The sequence below is a fragment of the Ideonella sp. genome (assembly GCF_035254525.1).
Lineage (GTDB): Bacteria > Pseudomonadota > Gammaproteobacteria > Burkholderiales > Burkholderiaceae_C > Ideonella.
The window spans coordinates 20,924-37,583 of record NZ_DATFAN010000116.1 but is presented as its reverse complement, the minus strand read 5'-3'; the positions used below and the strand labels follow the sequence as shown (position 1 = coordinate 37,583).

Below are 16,660 nucleotides of genomic sequence, written 5' to 3'. Positions count from 1 at the left end.
TCAGTGTTTCTCCATCAACGCCACGAAGCGGTCGAACAGGTAGGCAATGTCGTGCGGGCCGGGCGAGGCTTCCGGGTGGCCCTGGAAGCAGAACGCGGGCTTGTCGGTGCGGGCCAGGCCCTGCAGCGTGCCATCGAACAGGCTCACGTGCGTCGGGCGCAGGTTGGCGGGCAGCGTCTTCTCGTCGACCGCGAAGCCGTGGTTCTGGCTGGTGATCGAGACGCGGCCCGAATCCAGCTCCTTCACTGGGTGGTTCGCACCGTGGTGGCCGAACTTCATCTTGAAGGTCTTCGCGCCCGAGGCGAGCGCGAGGATCTGGTGGCCCAGGCAGATGCCGAAGGTGGGCAGGCCGGTGTCGATCAGCTCGCGCACAGCCGCGATCGCGTAGTCGCAGGGCTCCGGGTCGCCCGGGCCGTTGGACAGGAAGATGCCGTCGGGCTGGAGCGCGAGCGCCTCGGCGGCCGGCGTCTTGGCGGGCACCACGGTCACGCGGCAGCCACGCTCAGCGAGCATGCGCAGGATGTTGCGCTTGACGCCGAAGTCGTAGGCGACGACGTGGAACTTCGGATCGGTGAGCTGGCCATAACCCGGCGTGCCGTCGGCGCGCACCAGCTTCCACTCGGTCTCGGTCCATTCGTAGGGTCGATCGACGCTGACCACCTGGGCCAGGTCCTGGCCCGACATGCTCGGCGCCGCCTTCGCGCGGGCGACCGCGTCGGCGATCTCGCCCTCGGTCACTACATGGCCCAGCGCAAAGGTCGCGATGCAGCCGTTCTGCGCACCCCGGGTGCGAAGCACGCGGGTCAGGCGGCGCGTGTCGATGTCGGCGATCGCGACCGTGCCCTGCGCGCGCAGGTAGTCCGACAACGTCTGCACGTGGCGGAAGTTGGAGACACGGATGGGCAGATCCTTGATGATCAGGCCGGCGGCATGGACCTTCGACGCCTCGACATCCTCCACGTTGACCCCGTAGTTGCCGATGTGCGGATACGTCAGCGTGACGATCTGCCGGCAGTAGCTGGGGTCAGTGAGGATTTCCTGGTAGCCGGTGAGCGCGGTGTTGAACACCACCTCACCGACCGTCTGACCGGCTGCGCCGATCGAGGTGCCGGAAAAGACCGTGCCGTCTGCAAGGGCCAGGATGGCGGGTGCCGTGACAGGCACCAGGGACACAGGCACCTGGGAAGACGTAGCGGGCAACAAAGGAAACTCCGGTGTTCGCGCACCCAGCCCGGGCCCACTTGCCGCCCGTCGATTCGGGGCTGGGGCAGGACTCGAGAGGAAACCGTGAGGGGGAGTTTCGCTGGGCGGCTGTGATTTCGGGTAAACCCGCTAAGTATAGCTGCTCGCGGCCCCGCGGCCAAGACGTCGAGCTTGCCCAGTCCATGCGCCGGCCCAGCCCGCGAGCCCCGCGGAACTAGAATCAGCGCTCGCGGGTCTGACCCGCTGCGCTTGACCGCGCTACTGCAACCAACGGAGGTTCCATGAACGAAAGCCTGCAAACCTACACCGGCGGCGCCGGCACAGGCTCGCTGGCCGCGCAACGCAATCGCGTGCTGCGCAACACCTATTGGCTGCTCGCCCTGTCGATGATTCCCACGGTGCTCGGCGCCTGGGTCGGCGTGGCCACCGGCATCACCGCCGCGATGAGCCCCGGCATCGGCCTGATCGTCTTCCTTGGCGGCGCATTCGGCTTCATGTTCGCGATCGAGAAGACCAAGCACTCCGCCGCGGGCGTGGCGGTGCTGCTGGGCTTCACCTTCTTCATGGGCCTGATGCTGGCGCGGCTGCTCTCGGTCGTGCTGGGCTTCAAGAATGGCACCTCGCTGGTGATGACGGCGTTCGGCGGCACGGCCGGCGTGTTCCTTGCCATGGCGATGCTCGCGTCGGTCATCAAGCGCGACCTGTCGGGCATGGGCAAGTTCCTGTTCGTCGGTGCGCTGGTGATCATGGTGGCCGGCATCATCAACGTCTTCGTTCAGTCGAGCGCAGCGTTCCTGACCATGTCGGTGCTGTGCATCGGCCTGTTCTCGGCCTTCATGGTCTACGACCTGAAGCGCGTGATCGACGGCGGCGAGACCAACTACATCACCGCCACACTGGCGCTGTACCTGGACGTCTACAACGTGTTCCAGAGCCTGCTCAGCCTGCTCGGCATCTTCGGTGGCGAGAGCGACTGAGCAAGCGAGACGCACACGCCACCAGGGCCCCTCGAGGGCCCTTTTTCATGCCCGTCGAACGGCACAATCCGGATCACGATGAGCACACCGCCGGACTGGAACCGCCCCCTCGCCTCTCTGCCCTCGGCCTGCGACGTTCTGGTCGTGGGCGCCGGCCCGGCCGGCAGCGCGTGTGCGCGCGTGCTGGCCCAGGCCGGGCGCAACGTCGTGCTGGTGGATGCCCAGGCCTTTCCACGCGACAAGGTCTGCGGCGACGGGCTCGTGCCGGACAGCCACGCGGCGCTGCGCCACCTGGGCGTGCACGAGCGGGTGATGCGCGCGGCGCGGGCCGCGGACGCCGCACGCTGCGTAGCGCCGAGCGGCAGCGCGATCGACGTGCCGGGCGAACTGGCCGTGTTGCCGCGGCGCGAGCTGGATGCGGTGCTGTGCGCCGCCGCGGTCGAATCGGGTGCGCGGATGGTGGCACCGGCACGTTTCATCGAGCCCGTGCGCGACTCGACCGGCCGAACGGTCGGAGCGCGGTTCGCGCACGCCGGTCTGACACGCGAGATTGGCTGCCGCTGGCTCGTCCTGGCCACCGGCGCCACCCCGGCGGCCACGCTGGCGGCTGGCCTGTGCGAACGGCGCACGCCCAGCGCCATGGCGCTGCGCACCTACGTGCGCCACCCAGGACTCGCCGGCGCGATCCCGAACCCGAGATTCGTCTGGCACCGCCGCATGCGGGGTGGTTACGGCTGGATCTTTCCGGCACCTGGCAATGTGTTCAACATCGGGGTCGGCCTGCTGGACAGCCACGCCGAGGTCCCCGAGGACAGCCGCGATGTGCGCCGCCAAGGCCGTAACCTGCGCGCACTGTTCGACGATTTCCTGAAGGTCGATCCGCTGGCGGCGCAGTTGATGGGCGAGGGTGAAGCCCTGGGCGAATTGAAGGGCGCACCGCTGCGCTGCGACCTGAATGGCGCCCAGTGGCTGGCGCCGGGCGTGCTGGTCGCCGGCGAAGCCGCTGGGGCCACCTATGCCTTCACGGGCGAGGGCATCGGCAAGGCGCTCGAGACCGGCATCGCCGCCGCGGACAGCCTGCTCACGCAGCACGACGACCCCGCGGTGCTGGCCGACTACCGCGCCCGCCTGGAGGCGCTGCGACCGCGCTTCCAGATGTACCGCAAGGCAGCCAGCTTCAACCGCTACCCGCTGCTGGTCAGCCTGGTGGTCTGGCGGGCGCGGCACAGCCGGCGCACGCTCGCGCGGCTGTCCGACATCCTCGAGGAACGCCGCATGCCCGGCAGCCTGCTGTCCTGGCGCGGCTTCAAGGGGATGATGCTCGGGTAGATGATGCCCCCACGCCCCTCCCGGGGCTGCCCCCAGGGCCGCGAAGGGGCCCTTTGGCCCCCCTGGGGCTCGCGCAGCGGACCGGCGGAGCCGGATCCGCGCACGCCACTTTGGGGGACGGCGGCGCTGCGCGCGCCTTCAGGAACGCTCGAAAACGGCGATGCTCTCCACATGGGCGGTGTGGGGGAACATGTTCACCGCGCCGGCGGCCGTGCAGCGGTAGCCGGCCACGTTCACCAGCAGACCCGCATCACGCGCCAGCGTCGCCGGGTTGCAGCTGACGTAGACGATGCGCTTTGGCGGCGCCCAGCCCGCCGGTGCGGCGGGTGCGATGTCGGCCAGCGCCTTGGCCAGCGCGAAGGCGCCCTCGCGTGGCGGATCGACGAGCCACTTGTCGGCCGCGCCGAACGACACGAGATCCTCCGGCGTGAGCTCGAACAGGTTGCGCGCCGCGAAGCTCGCCTTCGCCCCCAGGCCATTGCGCACGGCGTTCTGGCGCGAGCGCTCGACCAGCACCTCGCTGCCCTCGATGCCCAGCACCTCCCGCGCCCGGGTGGCCAGAGGCAGCGTGAAGTTGCCCAGGCCGCAGAACCAGTCGATCACCCGCTCGCCCGGCTGCACGTCGAGTAGCCTCAACGCGCGACCGACCAGCACCGTGTTGATCTGGTGGTTGACCTGCGTGAAGTCGGTCGGCTTGAACGGCATCGTCAGCCCGAACTCGGGCAGCGTGTAGGCCAGCTCCGGGCCGCCTTCATCGAGCAGATGCACCGTCTCGGGACCCTTGGGCTGCAGCCACCACTGCACGCCGTGCTTCGCCGCGAAGTCCCGCAGGTGCTTCAGGTCGCCGGGCGACAAGGGCTCCAGGTGACGCAGCACCAGGGCGGTGACACCGTCACCGACCGCAAGCTCGATCTGCGGCAGGCGCTCGCGCGCTTCCATCATGCCGATCAGCGCGCGCAGCGGCAGCAGCATGTCGCTGACGTGGCGCGGCACGACGTGGCACTCGCTCATGTCGGCCACGTAGCGCGACTTGCGCTCGTGGAAGCCGACCAGCACCGTGCCCTTCTTCGCCACGTAGCGCACCGACAGCCGCGCTCGCAACCGGTAGCCCCAGGTCGGTCCCTCGATCGGCCGCAGCATGCGCTCGGGCTTGACCTTTCCGAGGTGAGCCAGGTTGTCTTCGAGCACGCGCTGCTTGATCGCCACCTGCGCGCCGGCGTGCAGGTGCTGCATCTTGCAGCCGCCGCAGGCCCCCGCATGCAAGCCGAAATGCGGGCAGACCGGCCGCACCCGCTGCGAGCTCTCGCGCCGCAACGCGCGCAGCGTGGCCTGCTCCCACTGGTTCTTGCGTTTCAGGACGTCGACCTGCGCCTGTTCGCCGGGCAGTGCGCCCTCGATGAAGACGACCTTGCCTTCGCTGTTGTGGGCGACGCCCTGGGCCTCGATGTCGAGCGACTCGACCGTCAGCCATTCATCTCGTTCGGTCATGGAAAAACGCCGCCCGAAGGCGGCGCCAGTGAGGTCTCAAGGCGCGATCAGCGCGGCGGCAGCAGCTTGGCGGGATCGACCGGCTTGCCCTGGCGGCGGACTTCGAAGTGCAGTTGCACCCGGTCGGCATCGGACGAGCCCATCTCGGCGATCTTCTGGCCCTTGCGCACGACCTGATCTTCCTTCACGAGCAAGGTCTGGTTGTGGGCATAGGCCGTCAGGTAGGTCGCGTTGTGCTTGACGATCACCAGGTTGCCGTAGCCGCGCAAGCCCGAGCCGGCATAGACCACCCGGCCGTCGGCGGCCGCGTAGACCGGATCCCCGGCCTTGCCGGTGATCGCCAGGCCCTTGTTTCGCGCCTCGTCGAATGGGGTGGCGACCGGGCCGGCCGCCGGCCAGGCCCATTGGACGTCGTCGTCGTTGTCGCGCGACGGCACCGCCGGGGCCACGCCCGAGGCGCTGGCGGCAGCCCCCGAGGCTGCCGTGGCGGGCGGTTTGCCGTTGGCGTCCAGCGGCTTGGCCTCGATCTTGGGCGCCGTCACCGGCTTGGTGGCAACCGCCGTCTCGCCGACCGGCGGCAGCACGCGCAGCACCTGGCCGACCTCGATCACGTTCGGGTTGTCCATGCCGTTCCAGCGCGCGATGTCGCGCCAGGCCTGGCCGGTCTCGAGGGCGATGCGCATCAGCGTGTCGCCCGGCTTCACGGTGTAGGTGGCCGCGCGCGTGTCGGCCGGCGCGCTGGCGGGCGCCGACGCGGGCTTGGCCGCCTCGGGCGCTGACGCAGGCTTGGCCGGCGCCTTGGCGGTTGCCCGGTCTTCCACCGGCGCCGGCGGGCGCGGTGAGGCGCAGCCGGCCAGCAGCATCACCGCCATCGCTGCGGCCAGGCCGAGCGCGCGGGTGGTCCAACGCCGTTGCTTCGTGCTCATCGAGGGCATGCGTCCCTGTTGTGGTGTTGTCAATGGGTGCCGGATTTTAAGGGGACGAACTGCACCGCCTCGCCGAGGCGACGGGTGAAGCCTGCGGGACCGCGGTCGACGATGACCAGCACCTGGCCGCGGCCATCGGCCGAGCGCGCCGGCGCGACGAGCCGCCCACCCACGGCGAGCTGTTCCAGCCAGACCGCCGGCAGGTCGTCACCACCGGCGGCAGCGATGATGCTGTCGTAGGGCGCGTTGGGCGGATGACCCCGCATGCCGTCGCCATAGACCAGGCGGCAGCGCGGCACCTGCAGCCGGTGCAAGTGCCGCGCGGCGAGCTCGTGCAGGGCCTTCAGCCGCTCGACCGACATCACGCTGGTCGACAGCTGGGCCAGCACCGCGGCCTGGTAGCCGCAGCCGGTGCCGATTTCCAGCACGCGACCCAGATGGCCCCGGGCGCGGGCGCCCTCACCCAGGTAGAGCCACTCGATCATCCGCGCGACGACCGAGGGCTTGGAAATCGTCTGCGACAGCCCGATCGGCAGGCTGGTGTCCTCGTAGGCCTGGGCCGCCAGTGCCGAATCGACGAACTCATGGCGTGGCACGAGCCCCATCGCCTGCAGCAGCGGCTCGCAGCGCACGCCGTCGGCGCGAAGGCGCTGGACCATGCGCTGCCGCACCGGGGCGCTGTCCAGCCCCAGGCCGCTGGGCGCTGCCAGCCGCGCCGCGTCGCGCGCAGCCTCCTGCAGCGGGCGCTGCGGACGCAGCAGGGTGACCTGTGGGCCGGCGGACGGCCCGCGCGAGCCCAGCGAGGCCGGAAAGCGCGCCCCGCGGGGTGAAGGCTTGTCGCTCATCTCACTTCGACAGCCGGGCGGCCCAGTCGGGCAATCCGGCATGGTCGGTCAGGTCGACTTGCAGCGGGGTGATCGAGACCCGGCCATTGGCCACGGCGTGGAAGTCGGTGCCCTCGCCGGCCTCGCGGGCATCGCCGGCCGGGCCGATCCAGTAGACCGGCTCGCCGCGCGGGCTGATCTGGCGGATCACCGGCTCGCTCGCGTGGCGCCGGCCCAGCCGGGTGACGACCCAGGGCAGTTCGTCGGCATCGGCCCGGTTCGGGATGTTGACGTTCAGCAGCCACGGGCGCTGCGCCGGCGGGCGCGTCGCCACCGATTCGAGGACCGACTCGACGAATCGGCGCGCCACACGGGCCGCCACGTCGAGGTGGGCCCAGCCTTTCTCGGCCTGAGAGAAGGCAATCGCCGGGATCCCGAACAAATAGCCTTCCATCGCGGCCGCGACCGTGCCCGAGTACAGCGTGTCGTCGCCCATGTTGGCGCCCTGGTTGATGCCCGAGAGCACCAGGTCGGGTTTCTGGGCCAGCAGGCCGGTCAGCGCGATGTGCACGCTGTCCGACGGCGTGCCGTTGACGAAGCGAAAGCCTTGCACCGGCTCGCCGCGCGCCTCGTGCACCGTCAAAGGACGCGTGAGGCTCAGCGCATTGGAGGTGCCGCTGGCGTTCTGCTCGGGGGCGATCACGTCGATCTCACCCAGCCCCTGGCAGGCCTGCACCAGCGCGGCAATGCCGGGCGCGAGGTAACCATCGTCGTTGGCGATGAGGATGCGCATGCCGGGGATTGTAGGCAGTGCGGCCCCGAAGTCGCCCACGCGACGCACACGGTGCGTCGCCGTGCCTATCATCCCGCCAGCTTGACTGCGATCAACCGGAGCCCTCTCATGCATGCCTGGCTTTGCGAAACGACCACCGGCCCCCAGGACCTCGTCTGGCGCGAACTGCCCACACCCGAGCCCAAGCCCGACGAGGTCAGGATCGCGATCCGCGCCGCCAGCATCAACTTCCCCGACCTGCTGACGGTCCAGGGCAAATACCAGGTCCGCCCCGAGATGCCTTTCGTGCCGGGGTCCGAGTTCGCCGGCACGGTCGATGCCGTCGGCTCGGGCGTCACCCATCTGAAGCGCGGCGACCCGGTGGCTGCCATCGGCAGTTCGGGCGGCTTCGGCACGCATGCCTGCGTCAAGGCCGCACACGCCATCCCGCTGCCACCAGGCTTCAGGCTCGAGGATGCCGCCGCGTTCGCCTTCACCTATGGCACCTCGCACCATGCGCTGATCGACCGCGGCCAACTGAAGGCCGGCGAGACCGTGCTGGTGCTCGGCGCCGCCGGCGGCGTGGGCACGGCCGCCGTGCAGATCGCCAAGGCGGCTGGGGCGAAGGTGATCGCCGCCGCCTCGACCGACGAGAAGTGCGAGGCCTGCCGGGCGATCGGCGCCGACGCGACGGTCAACTACGGCCGCGAGAACCTGCGCGATGCCCTGAAGACCTTGACCGCCGGCCAGGGCGCCGACGTCATCTACGACCCGGTGGGTGGCGATCTCGCCGAGCCGGCCTTCCGCTCGATCGCCTGGCGCGGCCGCTATCTGGTGGTCGGCTTCGCGGCCGGCGGCATCCCGGCGCTGCCCTTCAACCTGCCCCTGCTCAAGGGCGCCTCGGTGGTCGGCGTGTTCTGGGGCGACTTCGTGCGCCGTGAGCCGGCGGCCAATGCGCGCATACTCGGCGAACTGGCGCGTTGGTATGCCGAGGGCAAGATCAAGCCAGTGATCGACACCGTGCTGCCGATGAGCGAATTGCCGACCGCTTATCGCCGCATGGCCGAGCGGGCCATCAAGGGCAAGCTGGTGCTGGTCAACGATTGAGCCGGTCGCGGGGCCTAGGGGGCGATCCCCCCTGTTCACGTCCCCCAAAAGAGGGCTCGGTCGTGGCCCGGCCCGCTGCTACGATGCCGCCCGACGCTAGCTTGTATGGGAGCCCGTGCATGACCGTGAAGGTGCTGATCCTCGAAGACAACCCGGTGGCGCGCGACTTCCTGTCGCGTGTGCTGCGCGAGAGCTTCAGTGATCCGATTTCGATCACCGAAGCCGGGGATCTGGAAACCGCGCGCGAGCAGATCGCGCTGACCGGCCCGCAGGGTCTGCACGGTGCCGACCCGTTCAAGCTGATGCTGGTCGACCTGGAACTGCCCGACGGCAACGGCCTGGAGTTGCTGGCCGAGCTCACGCAGTACCCGGCCACCAAGGTCGTGACGACGCTGTACTCCGACGACGAGCACCTGTTCCCGGCGCTGCAGTGCGGTGCCGACGGCTACCTGCTGAAGGAAGATCGCTTCGACGTGCTGGTCGAGGAACTGCGCAAGATCGTGCTCGGCCAGCCCCCGCTGTCGCCGGCCATCGCCCGCCGCCTGCTGACCCATTTCCGCCACGGCAGCGCCGCCGAATCGGCCGCGCCCGCGCCGATGACGAGCAGCTTCTCGAGTGCCCAGGCCAGCGGCGCGCAAAAACCCGTGCCGATCGAGAAGCCGATCGACCTGCCGCACCTGACGCCGCGAGAAATCGAGGTCTTGACGTACCTGAGCAAGGGTTTCACGATCAAGGAGATCGCCAACCTGATGGGTATCAAGTGGTTCACCGTCAACGACCACATCAAGTCGATCTACCGCAAGCTCAACGTCTCCAGCCGCGCCGAAGCCGCGGTCCTCGCGAGCAAGCAAGGCCTGGTGTGAGCGCCGATGCGGGCGCGGCCAGCGCACGGCCGCGTCGGGTGGCCCAGTGACGCACGCCGCCTTGGACGACGCCGCCGACGCGGGCCTGCCCGGCGCCGACAGCACCTGGCCTCACGCCGACTCCCGCTTCAACGAGCCCGCCACCTTTGGCAGCGGCAGCGTCCTGGGCAGTTCGACCCCCCGCATCGGCTGGCGCCGCCAGGCACTGCTGCTGGCCGCGGTGGTGGCGTGCCTGACGGTCTTCCTGCTGGCCCGGGTGATGGCCAACAACCCGCATGTCGCGGCCGACTGGCGGGTCACGGCCAGCGGCGGGCTGGAACTCGTCTACACCAGCGTACCGGCCCTGAAGGAGCAGGTCGGCCGCGAGTTGGTCGGCATCGAGACGGCGCCCGGTTCCACACTGGCCTTCGACGCACTGGCACTGACCCATTCGGCTCGCTGGATGGTCAACGATGCGCAGCGCGAACGCCTGATCGCCACGCGGCTGACGGTGGCGCGTGCCGTCGAGGCGGGGCACCTGGTGATGGTGTTCAACGACGGCCACAAGGTCGACGTGATGCCGCACGCACGCGGCTACGTCGCCTTGGGCGCGATGTTCTGGCTGCTCAGCGCCTTCGCGATGGTGCTGTTCCTCGTCGGATGGATCGTGCCGCTGGTCCAGCCGCAGTTGCGCAACCTGCTGTATGCCTTGATGGCCCTGTCGCAGGCCGGGCAGCTGTTGCTCGCGGCGATCGGCTCGGTGCCCGGCTTGACGCTGCCCAGTGCACTCGTGCTCCAGGAACACGCGTTGCTGACCGTGCTCGACCTGGTCACCGGCGCGGCGGTGCTGCACGCGACCGCGGTGCACCCCTACCCATCGCGCTGGCGCTCCTTGCCGGTGCTGGCGAGCTGGGCCTTCACGCTCGGCTTTGCCGCGGTGGCGGTCGCCGGCCGCCAGCCGTACCCCTGGTGGGGCGCGCAGTCGGTGCTGATCGCCGACGGCTTGCTGTGCATCGGGTTCCTGGCCTTCCCGACCGGCCCGCAGCCGCATCCGTTCGCGCTGGTCATGCGGCGCTTCGCGATCGTGACCGTCGGCGCGCTGGTGCTGCTGACACTGGCGGTGGCGCTGGTGCCCCACATGCCGCCGGACGTCCAGCCGCTGGCCGCCGTCGGCCCGGTGATCTGGAACGTGTTCTTCGCGTCGGTGATCCTGATGGTGCCCTTCATCTCGCGCTCGCAGAACGTGATGCGCGAGTTCGCCATGCTCGCCGGTGTCAGCACCGTGGCCACCTCGGTCGACCTGCTGTTTGTCGCGGTGTTCTCGTTCAGCCAGTTCGCCTCGTTGACGCTGTCGCTGTTCCTCGCGCTGGGCGCCTACGCCGCCGTGCGGCAATGGGTCGTCAACCAGATGATGGGCGCGCGCACGCTGACCACCGAGCGCATGTTCGAGCACCTCTACCGCATCGCGCGCGAGGTCGAGGCCAAGCCCGAGCGTGCGGCCGACCGCATGGCCGACCTGCTGCGGCACGTGTTCGAGCCGCTGGAGACCTCGCGCACCAGCGGCCGCGCCAAGCAAAGCCGGGTCGTCGCCAACGGCTCGGTGCTGCTGGTGCCGGTGCCCAACCTGACGCAGGGCCCGATGCTCGACGGCCAGATCGCGCTGCGCTTCGCCGAGCGGGGCAAGCGCCTGTTCACGCCCGAGGACGCACGCCTGGCCGACCGCATCGTCGAACAGCTGATGCGGGCGCTGGCGCACGACCGCGCGGTCGAGCGCGGGCGCAGCGAGGAGCGCCAGCGCATCGCGCAGGACCTGCACGACGACATCGGGGCTCGCCTGCTGACGCTGATGTACAAGGCCCCGAGCAAGGAGATGGAGGACTACGTCCGCCACACCCTGCAGGATCTGAAGACGCTCACCCGCGGGCTGGCAGCCGCGACCCATTCGCTGGCCCTGGCCGCCGCCGAGTGGAAGACCGATATCACGCAGCGGCTGGAGGCCGCGCGCTGCGACCTGGAGTGGACCGCCAGCTTCGACGAGGACCTGACGCTGACGATGGTCCAGTGGTCGTCGCTGACCCGCATCGTGCGCGAGCTGGTCAGCAACGCGATCGCACACTCCAAGGCCAGCAAGATCACGATCGAGCTTCGCCTGCACCAGGGCCTGTTCACGATCACGATGAGCGACGACGGCGTCGGCCGCGATCCCGCCAAGTGGTCTCACGGCCTGGGCCTGGGCGGCATTCGCAAGCGCGTCAAGCTGATGGGCGGCTCGGTCTCGTGGCGCGAGCGCGAGCCGCAGGGCATCGTCTGCCTGGTCAGCGTGCCGAACCTCGGCGGCGCAACCAAGGGCTGACGCGATAGCGCTCGCCGCGGTAGAACGCGTCGAGCCGGTCGATCAGCGCGACGATCGCCGCAGCCTCCCAGCGCGCCAGCCACTCGAACGGCCCGGCCGGGTAGTTGACGCCCAGCTTCATCGCCAGGTCGGCGCCCTCGGTGCTGCACACACCCTGCTGTACCGCGTCGGCCGCCTCGTTGACCAGCATCGCCACCGTGCGTGCGACCACCAAGCCCGGGGCATCGTCGAGTTGCTGCGGCACGACGCCGGCGCAGGCGAGCAAGGCCGCGGCCTGGTCCAGCCAGGGCTCGCTGGCCGACCGGGCGCCCGCACAGGCCAGCGCCGCCCCCGCCGGCAACTCGGCGATGGGCAGGTCGAACAGGACCAACTCGGCACAGCCCTCGGCCTGCGCCCGCTCGGTCGCCGTGCGGCCATCGGTCAGCGCCAGGCGCGCCGCGCCCGCTTCGAGGCCGATCCAACCCGACCCTTCGGCCAGTTCGACCGCCACGCCGGCCGCGGCCAGCGCGTCGCACCAGCGCTGCCCGAAGGTGGTCACCGCCGCGCCCCCTGCCCCCGCGCCATGCCATCGGACCGACGCGGGAAGTGCGCTGCCACGCGGCGCCGGCAGCGTGGGCGCTGGCGCCCCTTCGCCATAGGCGTAGAAACCGCGGCCCGATTTGCGGCCCAGCAGGCCACCGTCGACCATCTCGCGCTGCACCAGCGAAGGCTGGAAGCGCTTGTCGCCGAAATTGGCCTGGTACACGGACTCGGTGACCGAGAAATTCGTGTCGTGGCCGATCAGGTCCATCAGCTCGCAGGGTCCCATGCGGAAGCCGGCGCCCCGAAGACAGGCATCCAGCACCGCCGGCGTCGAGGCCCGCTCCTGCAGCAGCGCCAACGTCTCGGCGTAGTAAGGCCGCGCGATGCGGTTGACGATGAAGCCCGGCGTCGAGCGTGCATGGACCGCCGTCTTGCCCCAGGCGGTGGCGAGCGCGAAGACGCGTTCGGCCACCGCGGCATCGGTCTGCAGCCCGGACACGACCTCGACCAGCTTCATCAGCGGCACCGGGTTGAAGAAGTGCATGCCGACCACCCGCCCCGGCACCCGAAGGCCGTTGGCCAGCGCGGTGATCGAGATCGAGGAGGTGTTCGATGCGAGCACCGCCTCGGCCGACACCAGCGCCTCCAGCTGGCGCAACAGCGCACGCTTGGCCTCGAGGTTCTCGACGATGGCCTCGACAACCAGCCCGGCATCGGCCGCCTCCTCCAGGCGGGCGATGGGCGCGATGCGCGCCAGCGCCGCGTCGGCCGCCTCGGCGCTCAGCCGCCCCTTGGCGACCAGCCCGTGCAGCGTCTGGCCCAGCTTGTCACGCGCGGTGGCCGCGGCTGCGTCGCGCGCGTCGAACAGCATGACGCGGTGGCCGGCCTGGGCCGCCACCTGCGCAATGCCGGCGCCCATGATGCCAGCGCCGACGACGAGGACGGGGGGAAGATCTGAAGCGTTCATGTCCTGGGTTCTCCGGCCCGCCACCGTGCGGCGGGGCGACGAAGGATAGCGTGGCGAGGGTATGCACTATATTGCCTTTTCTGCTGAACATGGATTACTCTGTCGGCACTTTAGGCACCATATTGCATGCTCCGATTCGCCCGACTCTCCGCTCGCCGCCCCGTGCTAGCCCCAACCGGCAGCCACCGACGGCTGAGCTACCCTGCCCGGGCCCTGTCCACAAGAACCTGGAGATAACCATGACGACCCATCGCCGCGCTCTTCTTGCTTCCGCCGCCCTGCTCGCCCTGCTGGCGAGCGCCGCCGGCCCCGCCGCCGCCCAAACCACCGCGAAGTTGAAGGTCGGCCTGATGCTGCCCTACACCGGTACGTATGCCGCGCTCGGCAACGCGATCGAGAACGGCTTTCGCCTCTACGTGAGCGAGCAAGGCGGCAAGCTCGGCGGACGCGAGGTCGAGTTCTTCAAGGTCGATGACGAAAGCGACCCGGCCAAGGCCACCGACAACGTGAACAAGCTGGTCAAGCGCGACCAGGTCGATGTGCTCGTCGGCACCGTGCACTCCGGCGTCGCGATGGCGATGGCCAAGGTCGCCAAGGAGACCAACACGCTGCTCGTGGTGCCCAACGCCGGCGCCGATGCCGTGACCGGCCCGCTGTGCGGCCCGAACATCGTGCGCAGCTCGTTCTCGAACTGGCAGCCCGCCTACGCCATGGGCGAAGTCGTCGCGAAGAAGGGCCACAAGAAGGCCGTGACGATCACCTGGAAGTACGCGGCCGGCGACGAATCGGTCAAGGGCTTCAAGGAGGCTTTCGAGAAAGGCGGCGGCCAGGTCGTGAAGGAGCTGAACCTGCCCTTCCCGAACGTCGAGTTCCAGGCACTGCTGACCGAGATCGCCGCCACCAAGCCCGACGCCGTCTACACCTTCTTCGCGGGCGCCGGCGCCGTCAAGTTCGTCAAGGACTATGCCGCCGCGGGCCTGCGCAAGAACATCCCGCTGTACGGTCCCGGCTTCCTGACCGACGGCACGCTGGAGGCACAAGGCGCCGATGCCGACGGCCTGATCACCACCATGCACTATGGCGACAGCCTGAACACGCCGCGCGACAACGCCTTCCGCCTAGCTTACGCCAAGGCCTACAAGCTGCAACCGGACGTCTACGCCGTGCAAGGCTACGACGCTGGCCAGATCCTCGGCATCGGGCTGGCTGCGGTCAAGGGCGACGTGAGCAAGAAGGCCGAGTTCGCCGCCGCCGTGCAGAAGGCGAAGATCGACAGCCCGCGCGGTGCGTTCACCATCAGCAAGGCCGGCAACCCCGTGCAGGACATCTACCTGCGCCAGGTCGTGGGCAAGGAAAACAAGGTGATCGGCGTCGCCAGCAAGGCACTGGCAGACCCCGCACGCGGCTGCAAGAGCTGAGGCGCGACGAGCGGCGGCGCGTTCAATGGACCTCGCAACCTTTCTCGTCCAATGCCTGAACGCGCTGCAGTACGGGCTGCTGCTGTTCCTGGTGGCCTCGGGCCTGACGCTGATCTTCGGGATCATGGGCGTCATCAACCTGGCGCACGGCAGCTTCTACATGATCGGCGCCTACATGGCCTACGCGCTGGCGCCGATGGTGGCCGCCACGCTGGGCGGGGGCTTCTTCTCGACGCTGGCCGTGGGCCTGGTGCTCGCGGTGCTGCTGGGCTATGTGCTCGAGTGGGCCTTCTTCAGCTTTCTCTACGAGCGCGAACACTTGCAGCAGGTGCTGATGACCTACGGGCTGATCCTGGTCTTCGAAGAATTGCGCTCCATCCTGGTCGGTGACGACGTGCACAGCGTCGCGCCGCCGGATTGGCTCTCGGGCAGCATTGCGCTCGGCGATCTGATGAGCTATCCGGTCTACCGGCTGTTCATCTCGGCGGTGTGCGTGCTGCTGGCACTCGGCATGTACGTCGTGTTCGCCAAGACGCGGCTGGGCATGATGATCCGCGCCGGTAGCACGAACCGCGAGATGGTGCAGTCGCTGGGCATCGACATCAAGTTCCTCTACCGCGTGGTGTTTGCCGCCGGCGTGGCGATCGCGGTGCTGGCCGGCATGGTGGCGGCGCCGGTGTCCTCGGTCTACCCCGGCATGGGCAACCAGGTGCTGATCATCTGCTTCGTCGTCGTCGTGATCGGCGGCATCGGCTCGATCCGCGGCGCGCTGCTCGCCGCGCTGCTGATCGGGGTGGTCGACACCTTCGGCAAGGTCATCTTCCCCCAGGCGGCCGGCGTGCTGGTGTATGTGTTGATGGCGCTGATCCTGCTGTGGAAGCCGGACGGACTGTTCAAGGCGGGATGATGGTCGGAAAGCGCATGTTCGTCGTGGGCGCGGTGCTCGCCCTGGCCGCGTTTCCGCTGCTGAGCGGCACCTTCGGCGTCGACCTGGTCACCAAGATCATGATCTTCGCCATCCTGGCGTTGAGCCTGGAGCTGCTGGTCGGCATGACGGGGCTGGTCTGCTTCGGCCAATCGGCCCTGTTCGGCCTCGCCGGGTACGCCGCGGTGCGGCTGTCGCCCGAATCGGACTCGGCCTCGATGTGGTGGCTGCTGCCCGCGAGCGTCGGCGTCTCGGGCCTGTATGCGCTGTTCATGGGCGCACTGTCGCTGCGCACCAGGGGCGTGTACTTCATCATGGTGACGCTGGCCTTCGCGCAGATGGCCTACTACGTGGTGCACGACACGCCGCTGGGCGGCGGCACCGACGGCATCTACCTGTACTTCAAGCCGACACTGGCCATCGGCGGCTGGACGATCGTCGACCTCGACAAGCCGCTGCCCTTCTACTACCTGGTGCTCGCCTTCCTGGTGGCCGTGTTCGCGAAGCTGGCGCTGCTGGCCCGTTCACGATTCGGCCGCGCACTGGCCGGCATCCACGCCAACGAGCAGCGCATGCGCGCGGCCGGCTTCTCGACCTACCCGTACAAGCTCGCGGCCTTCGCGCTCTCGGGCTGCATCGCCGGCGTCGCGGGCTTCCTGTTCGCGGTGAAGGACGGCTTCGTGAACCCCGAGCTGCTGTCTTGGCACCTGTCGGGCTCGGTGCTGATCATGATCATCCTCGGCGGCCTGGGCCACCTGCGCGGCGCGGTGCTCGGCGCCTTCGCCTTCACCCTGCTGCAGGAGTTGTTCCAGAGCGAGGCCGTGTTCGGCTCGTTCGCCAAGCACTGGCACCTGGGGCTGGGCGCCACCATCATCGCCTGCGTCGCGCTGCTGCCGCAGGGGCTGATCGGCGTGCCGGCGCAGGTGCGGCGGCGGCTGTTCGGCGAGGGGGCGAAATGAGCGCCGCCGGGCCGCTCCCAAGGCGCTCGCTCCCCCTCGGGGGGACCG

At 69.4% G+C, this 16,660-nt stretch carries 14 protein-coding genes; 8 read left to right on the top strand and 6 right to left on the bottom strand.

The window, feature by feature from the left end; genetic code table 11:
• Complete coding sequence (gene carA, locus VJ693_RS11395; RefSeq protein WP_324154266.1) at positions 1-1,167, bottom strand: glutamine-hydrolyzing carbamoyl-phosphate synthase small subunit; 1,167 nt, start codon at positions 1,165-1,167, stop codon at positions 1-3.
• A gap of 317 nt (positions 1,168-1,484) precedes the next feature.
• On the opposite strand from carA, the gene VJ693_RS11390 reads away from it, so the two are divergent.
• Together VJ693_RS11390 and VJ693_RS11385 are read left to right on the top strand one after the other, a co-directional pair.
• Positions 1,485-2,180, top strand: coding sequence for a Bax inhibitor-1/YccA family protein (locus tag VJ693_RS11390; RefSeq protein WP_324154190.1), 696 nt, complete (start codon positions 1,485-1,487; stop codon positions 2,178-2,180).
• Between the two features lie 78 nt (positions 2,181-2,258).
• Positions 2,259-3,509: an NAD(P)/FAD-dependent oxidoreductase gene (locus tag VJ693_RS11385; RefSeq protein WP_324154188.1), complete on the top strand. Its 1,251-nt coding sequence runs from the start codon at positions 2,259-2,261 to the stop codon at positions 3,507-3,509.
• Positions 3,510-3,647: 138 nt separating this feature from the next.
• Here the strand turns inward: VJ693_RS11385 and rlmD are convergent, their stop codons facing one another.
• From rlmD to surE, 4 genes are read right to left on the bottom strand one after another with little or no spacing between them, the layout of a single operon-like run.
• Positions 3,648-4,997, bottom strand: a complete 1,350-nt coding sequence (rlmD, locus tag VJ693_RS11380) for a 23S rRNA (uracil(1939)-C(5))-methyltransferase RlmD (protein ID WP_324154186.1) — start codon at positions 4,995-4,997, stop codon at positions 3,648-3,650.
• Positions 4,998-5,044: 47 nt separating this feature from the next.
• Positions 5,045-5,923, bottom strand: a complete 879-nt coding sequence (locus tag VJ693_RS11375) for a peptidoglycan DD-metalloendopeptidase family protein (protein ID WP_324154184.1) — start codon at positions 5,921-5,923, stop codon at positions 5,045-5,047.
• A 29-nt stretch (positions 5,924-5,952) separates the two neighbouring features.
• Complete coding sequence (locus tag VJ693_RS11370; RefSeq protein WP_324154182.1) at positions 5,953-6,768, bottom strand: protein-L-isoaspartate(D-aspartate) O-methyltransferase; 816 nt, start codon at positions 6,766-6,768, stop codon at positions 5,953-5,955.
• A 1-nt stretch (position 6,769) separates the two neighbouring features.
• On the bottom strand, positions 6,770-7,540 hold the full coding sequence (surE, locus tag VJ693_RS11365; protein ID WP_324154180.1) for a 5'/3'-nucleotidase SurE: 771 nt from the start codon (positions 7,538-7,540) through the stop codon (positions 6,770-6,772).
• Between the two features lie 108 nt (positions 7,541-7,648).
• Between surE and VJ693_RS11360 the strand changes: the two genes are divergently transcribed.
• From VJ693_RS11360 to VJ693_RS11350, 3 genes are all read left to right on the top strand, one after another.
• The gene (locus VJ693_RS11360; RefSeq protein WP_324154179.1) at positions 7,649-8,626 is read left to right on the top strand and encodes an NADPH:quinone oxidoreductase family protein; all 978 of its coding nucleotides are present in this window, start codon (positions 7,649-7,651) and stop codon (positions 8,624-8,626) included.
• A 119-nt stretch (positions 8,627-8,745) separates the two neighbouring features.
• Positions 8,746-9,489, top strand: coding sequence for a response regulator transcription factor (locus VJ693_RS11355; RefSeq protein WP_324154177.1), 744 nt, complete (start codon positions 8,746-8,748; stop codon positions 9,487-9,489).
• Between the two features lie 61 nt (positions 9,490-9,550).
• Positions 9,551-11,821: a sensor histidine kinase gene (locus VJ693_RS11350; RefSeq protein WP_324154176.1), complete on the top strand. Its 2,271-nt coding sequence runs from the start codon at positions 9,551-9,553 to the stop codon at positions 11,819-11,821.
• On the opposite strand, the gene VJ693_RS11345 is transcribed toward VJ693_RS11350, so the two are convergent.
• On the bottom strand, positions 11,784-13,310 hold the full coding sequence (locus tag VJ693_RS11345; protein ID WP_324154174.1) for a 3-hydroxyacyl-CoA dehydrogenase: 1,527 nt from the start codon (positions 13,308-13,310) through the stop codon (positions 11,784-11,786). The two genes, VJ693_RS11350 and VJ693_RS11345, sit on opposite strands and share 38 nt — an antisense overlap.
• 239 nt (positions 13,311-13,549) lie before the next feature.
• On the opposite strand from VJ693_RS11345, the gene VJ693_RS11340 reads away from it, so the two are divergent.
• The 3 genes from VJ693_RS11340 to VJ693_RS11330 are packed head-to-tail and all read left to right on the top strand — an operon-like array spanning position 13,550 to position 16,612.
• Positions 13,550-14,728 carry an ABC transporter substrate-binding protein gene (locus tag VJ693_RS11340; protein WP_324154173.1) on the top strand — a complete coding sequence of 393 codons (1,179 nt, stop codon included), beginning with the start codon at positions 13,550-13,552 and terminating at the stop codon, positions 14,726-14,728.
• A gap of 25 nt (positions 14,729-14,753) precedes the next feature.
• The gene (locus VJ693_RS11335) at positions 14,754-15,635 is read left to right on the top strand and encodes a branched-chain amino acid ABC transporter permease (RefSeq protein WP_324154171.1); all 882 of its coding nucleotides are present in this window, start codon (positions 14,754-14,756) and stop codon (positions 15,633-15,635) included.
• Positions 15,632-16,612 carry a branched-chain amino acid ABC transporter permease gene (locus VJ693_RS11330; protein WP_414652262.1) on the top strand — a complete coding sequence of 327 codons (981 nt, stop codon included), beginning with the start codon at positions 15,632-15,634 and terminating at the stop codon, positions 16,610-16,612. The genes VJ693_RS11335 and VJ693_RS11330 overlap by 4 nt, the downstream gene beginning before the upstream one ends.
• Positions 16,613-16,660: the final 48 nt, after the last annotated feature.

Coding starts and splice junctions, on each gene's coding strand:
- VJ693_RS11390 (WP_324154190.1), top strand. CDS start 1,485: ATGAACGAAAGCCTGCAAACCTACACCGGCGGCGCCGGCACAGGCTCG.
- VJ693_RS11385 (WP_324154188.1), top strand. CDS start 2,259: ATGAGCACACCGCCGGACTGGAACCGCCCCCTCGCCTCTCTGCCCTCG.
- rlmD (WP_324154186.1), bottom strand. CDS start 4,997: ATGACCGAACGAGATGAATGGCTGACGGTCGAGTCGCTCGACATCGAG.
- VJ693_RS11375 (WP_324154184.1), bottom strand. CDS start 5,923: ATGAGCACGAAGCAACGGCGTTGGACCACCCGCGCGCTCGGCCTGGCC.
- VJ693_RS11370 (WP_324154182.1), bottom strand. CDS start 6,768: ATGAGCGACAAGCCTTCACCCCGCGGGGCGCGCTTTCCGGCCTCGCTG.
- surE (WP_324154180.1), bottom strand. CDS start 7,540: ATGCGCATCCTCATCGCCAACGACGATGGTTACCTCGCGCCCGGCATT.
- VJ693_RS11360 (WP_324154179.1), top strand. CDS start 7,649: ATGCATGCCTGGCTTTGCGAAACGACCACCGGCCCCCAGGACCTCGTC.
- VJ693_RS11355 (WP_324154177.1), top strand. CDS start 8,746: ATGACCGTGAAGGTGCTGATCCTCGAAGACAACCCGGTGGCGCGCGAC.
- VJ693_RS11345 (WP_324154174.1), bottom strand. CDS start 13,310: ATGAACGCTTCAGATCTTCCCCCCGTCCTCGTCGTCGGCGCTGGCATC.
- VJ693_RS11340 (WP_324154173.1), top strand. CDS start 13,550: ATGACGACCCATCGCCGCGCTCTTCTTGCTTCCGCCGCCCTGCTCGCC.
- VJ693_RS11335 (WP_324154171.1), top strand. CDS start 14,754: ATGGACCTCGCAACCTTTCTCGTCCAATGCCTGAACGCGCTGCAGTAC.
- VJ693_RS11330 (WP_414652262.1), top strand. CDS start 15,632: ATGATGGTCGGAAAGCGCATGTTCGTCGTGGGCGCGGTGCTCGCCCTG.